This is a genomic window from Agrilactobacillus composti DSM 18527 = JCM 14202, from assembly GCF_001436375.1.
GTDB lineage: Bacteria > Bacillota > Bacilli > Lactobacillales > Lactobacillaceae > Agrilactobacillus > Agrilactobacillus composti.
In genome coordinates this window covers 1-2,534 of the sequence record NZ_AZGA01000060.1, presented here as the reverse complement: position 1 = coordinate 2,534, position 2,534 = coordinate 1, and the positions used below count along the sequence as shown (strand labels likewise).

Genomic DNA, 2,534 nt, shown 5'->3' with positions numbered 1-2,534 from the left:
GGGAGGACCATCTCCCAAGGCTAAATACTACCTAGTGACCGATAGTGAACCAGTACCGTGAGGGAAAGGTGAAAAGCACCCCGGAAGGGGAGTGAAACAGTTCCTGAAACCGTGTGCCTACAAGTAGTCAGAGCTCGTTAATGAGTAATGGCGTGCCTTTTGTAGAATGAACCGGCGAGTTACCTTTACATGCGTGGTTAAGTCAGAAAAGATGGAGCCGCAGCGAAAGCGAGTCTGAATAGGGCGTTTAGTATGTAGAGATAGACCCGAAACCAAGTGACCTACCCATGACCAGGTTGAAGGTGCGGTAAAACGCACTGGAGGACCGAACCCACTTATGTTGAAAAATGAGGGGATGAGTTGTGGGTAGCGGTGAAATTCCAAACGAACTTGGAGATAGCTGGTTCTCTCCGAAATAGCTTTAGGGCTAGCCTTGATGTAAGGATCACGGAGGTAGAGCACTGTTTGAACTAGGGGCCCGTCTTGGGTTACTGAATTCAGATAAACTCCGAATGCCGTTGATCTATCATCAGGAGTCAGACTGCGAGTGATAAGATCCGTAGTCGAAAGGGGAACAGCCCAGATCACCAGTTAAGGTCCCTAAATCTATGCTAAGTGGAAAAGGATGTGGAACTGCGTAGACAACTAGGATGTTGGCTCAGAAGCAGCCATCATTTAAAGAGTGCGTAATAGCTCACTAGTCGAGTGGTCCTGCGCCGAAAATGTACCGGGGCTAAGCATAGTACCGAAACTGTGGATGGACACTTATGTGTCCGTGGTAGGAGAGCGTTCTAAGTGCGGCGAAGCCAGATCGTGAGGACTGGTGGAGCGCTTAGAAGTGAGAATGCCGGTATGAGTAGCGAAAGACAGGTGAGAATCCTGTCCACCGTATGACTAAGGTTTCCTGGGGAAGGCTCGTCCGCCCAGGGTTAGTCGGGAGCTAAGATGAGGCCGAAAGGCGTAATCGATGACAAGCAGGTGGAAATTCCTGCACTGGTTTAGTTCGTTATGAGTGATGGAGGGACGCAGGAGGCTAAGGAAAGCATGCCGCTGGATGTGCATGCCCAAGCAACAAGTCTGAGTAGGAGTCAAATGCTTCTATTCTTAAGGACAAGTTGTGATGGGGAGCGAAATTTAAGTAGCGAAGTTCCTGATGTCACACTGCCAAGAAAAGCTTCTAGCCAGAACTGAACCACCCGTACCGCAAACCGACACAGGTAGTCGAGGAGAGTATCCTAAGGTGTGCGAGAGAACTATCGTTAAGGAACTCGGCAAAATGACCCCGTAACTTCGGGAGAAGGGGTGCTGGCCGCAAGGCCAGCCGCAGTGAAAAGGCCCAAACAACTGTTTATCAAAAACACAGGTCTCTGCTAAATCGAAAGATGACGTATAGGGGCTGACGCCTGCCCGGTGCTGGAAGGTTAAGAGGATCAGTTAGCGTAAGCGAAGCTGAGAATTGAAGCCCCAGTAAACGGCGGCCGTAACTATAACGGTCCTAAGGTAGCGAAATTCCTTGTCGGGTAAGTTCCGACCCGCACGAAAGGCGTAATGATTTGGGCACTGTCTCAACGATAGACTCGGTGAAATTATACTACCCGTGAAGATGCGGGTTACCCGCGACAGGACGGAAAGACCCCATGGAGCTTTACTGTAGCTTGATATTGCGTGTTTGTACAGCATGTACAGGATAGGTAGGAGCCGTTGAAGGCGGAACGCTAGTTTCGCTGGAGGCATTGGTGGGATACTACCCTTGCTGCATGAACACTCTAACCCGCGCCACTTAGCGTGGCGGGAGACAGTGTCTGGCAGGCAGTTTGACTGGGGCGGTCGCCTCCTAAAGAGTAACGGAGGCGCTCAAAGGTTCCCTCAGAATGGTTGGAAATCATTCGCAGAGTGTAAAGGTAGAAGGGAGCTTGACTGCGAGACAGACAGGTCGAGCAGGTACGAAAGTAGGACTTAGTGATCCGGTGGTTCCGCATGGAAGGGCCATCGCTCAACGGATAAAAGCTACCCTGGGGATAACAGGCTTATCTCCCCCAAGAGTCCACATCGACGGGGAGGTTTGGCACCTCGATGTCGGCTCATCGCATCCTGGGGCTGTAGTCGGTCCCAAGGGTTGGGCTGTTCGCCCATTAAAGCGGTACGCGAGCTGGGTTCAGAACGTCGTGAGACAGTTCGGTCCCTATCCGTCGCGGGCGCAGGAAATTTGAGAGGAGCTGTCCTTAGTACGAGAGGACCGGGATGGACATACCGCTGGTGTACCAGTTGTACCGCCAGGTGCAGAGCTGGGTAGCTATGTATGGCAGGGATAAGCGCTGAAAGCATCTAAGTGTGAAGCCCCCCTCGAGATGAAATTTCCCATTCAGTTAATGAAGTAAGACCCCTGAGAGATGATCAGGTAGATAGGCTAGGCGTGGAAGTGCTGCGAGGCATGGAGCGGACTAGTACTAATCGGTCGAGGACTTGACCAAATGATGATACACAAGATTTGAAATTATAGATGATCATGATATGTGGTTTTGAGAGCACAAAGT

The 2,534-nt window shown here is 51.1% G+C and carries 1 rRNA gene; it reads left to right on the top strand.

Annotated elements, in window-relative coordinates:
* Nucleotides 1-2,471, top strand: a 23S ribosomal RNA gene (locus tag FC83_RS10170); the annotation flags it as partial.
* Between the last annotated feature and the right edge of the window lie 63 nt (nt 2,472-2,534).